General features: G+C 67.3%; 1 protein-coding gene and 2 pseudogenes. 2 read left to right on the top strand and 1 reads right to left on the bottom strand.

What is annotated here, in order from left to right; all coding sequences use genetic code 11:
- Nucleotides 1-298: 298 nt before the first annotated feature.
- Nucleotides 299-760: a VOC family protein gene (locus ACFYX0_RS47675; protein ID WP_388982078.1), complete on the top strand. Its 462-nt coding sequence runs from the start codon at nucleotides 299-301 to the stop codon at nucleotides 758-760.
- On the opposite strand, the pseudogene ACFYX0_RS47670 reads toward ACFYX0_RS47675, so the two are convergent.
- Nucleotides 750-995: pseudogene (locus tag ACFYX0_RS47670) on the bottom strand (recombinase family protein); the annotation flags it as partial. The gene ACFYX0_RS47675 and the pseudogene ACFYX0_RS47670 sit on opposite strands and share 11 nt — an antisense overlap.
- A gap of 432 nt (nucleotides 996-1427) precedes the next feature.
- On the opposite strand from ACFYX0_RS47670, the pseudogene ACFYX0_RS47665 reads away from it, so the two are divergent.
- A pseudogene (locus ACFYX0_RS47665) lies at nucleotides 1428-1821 on the top strand (transposase); the annotation flags it as partial.

Below are 1821 nucleotides of genomic sequence, written 5' to 3'. Positions count from 1 at the left end.
GGCGGCTCGCCTGCGGGCACCACCTCGCTGTTCGGCGAGCGCGGACTCGCGGGCCGATTCCCAGCATGGCGCGAGTTCTTCGAGCAACTCGCCGAAATGTTGGCGAGAGACACCGGTGAAGGCACGATGGGACAAGGCCACGCGGAGTAGCTCGTGATTCACACCTTGAGAACCCGCGTGGCCGTCCTCATGCCACGGCCCGCGTCAGCCCCGGCTATTCCTCCCGAGGTCGTTAGCTCCTGGCGCCCCCATCCGGCGCCCCATTTCAGCGGATCCCAAGACCGGAGACACCCCACTCATGTCCTATGACCAGCGGTACCCGCATGAATCCGAGCTGCCGACGGCCGGCGTCCAGTTGAACCACACCGCCGTCTACGCAAGCGACCGGCACCTGTCTGCCGAGTTCCTCGCCGCGGTCCTGGGCTTGAAGGTCGGCGCCCCGTTCGGGCCGTTCCTGCCAATCGACCTCGGCAACGGCGTGACGCTCGACTATTACGAGAAGAGGGACGAGCCGATCCAGTCACAGCACTATGCCTTCCTCGTCCCTGACGAGCAGTTCGACGCCGTTATCACCCGTCTGGAGGCGGTAGGGGTCACCTACTACGCCGACCCCAGCCACAACGAACCCGGCCAGATCAACCGTCTAGTCGGTGGTCGTGGCGCCTACTTCGACGACCCGGACGGTCACAACAGGAGCGGGCCAGCCGCGACGCCTCCAACCCCAAGATCGCGCCGACCTCGCCGAGGCAGACCCGGGTGACGATCTCCTGGAAGCCGCCGCGGCGGGCCGCGCTGCGGCCGGACAGGCCGAGATCCGCGTCGATCACAGCGATCCGCTGCGGCGGCCAGCCCAGAGTGATGGCAGCCTGGGCCAGGTCGTACTGGCGCGCGGTGGACTCTGCGTGCTCGCGGACCTGGGCGGCGGTGGACTGGCGGACATAGACCAGGGCGGTCCGCTCCCGATGCAACCGGGTGATCTTCGCCTGGCCGTTCACTGCCGTCGCCTCCCATCAGCACCGCGAGCGCCATGTTGGCCAGCACCATCACGATCTCGCTTCGGTACTCGGCCAGCCCCACGAGCGCGCACCTCCCCCGAGGACACCGGCACTGACATACCCTCAGCTTCCAGACTGCCCGACAGCTGACCAGACGTGCAACGGCGGTCGGGAGCAGCAGACAGCGCATCTACCAGCGCTTTCAGCGCTACCAGCCCCTCGGCCGCCAAACGGTGCGCTGCCGGCGCTGGGGCCAGGTCCGTCCAGACCAGGGAACACGCACCCACTCTGGGCCACCGTCCTCACACACGAACACCAGCGAACCCGCCTTTCGCTCAGTGAACACCACTGTCAACCGCCGCCCCACCAGCGGATGGTAGGGATGCGCCACGACTACCGAGCGCGGAGCGTCACTGGATGCGGCGGCACTATGCCGTGCACATCGAAAACTGCCAGATCGGAACCTTCCTGGCCTACGCCTCGGCCCGGGGACGTGCCCTGATCGACCGCGAGCTCTACCTCCCGGCCTCCTGGACCGATGACCGGGACCGCTGTCGGGCCGCCGGCATTGACGACGAGATCTGTTTCGCGACCAAGAACGAGCACTTCAGGCGGATGCTGCAACGCGCTATCGACGCTGGTGTGCCGTTCGCATGGGTGACCGCGGACGAGGCGTACGGGCAGGTCAAGCACACACGTTTCTGGCTGGAGCAGCGCAAGGTCGCCTACGTGATGGCCACCAAGGTCAACGACACGGTGGTCACGACCGGCTGGGCCGAGGCCCGGGTCGACGAGCTGATCGCCGCGCTGCCCCGACAACGCTGGA

Source organism: Streptomyces sp. NPDC002573, assembly GCF_042889625.1.
Lineage (GTDB): Bacteria > Actinomycetota > Actinomycetes > Streptomycetales > Streptomycetaceae > Streptomyces > Streptomyces gibsoniae.
Note: the sequence above shows the minus strand (reverse complement) of the source record. Positions and strands in the feature narration are given on the sequence as shown.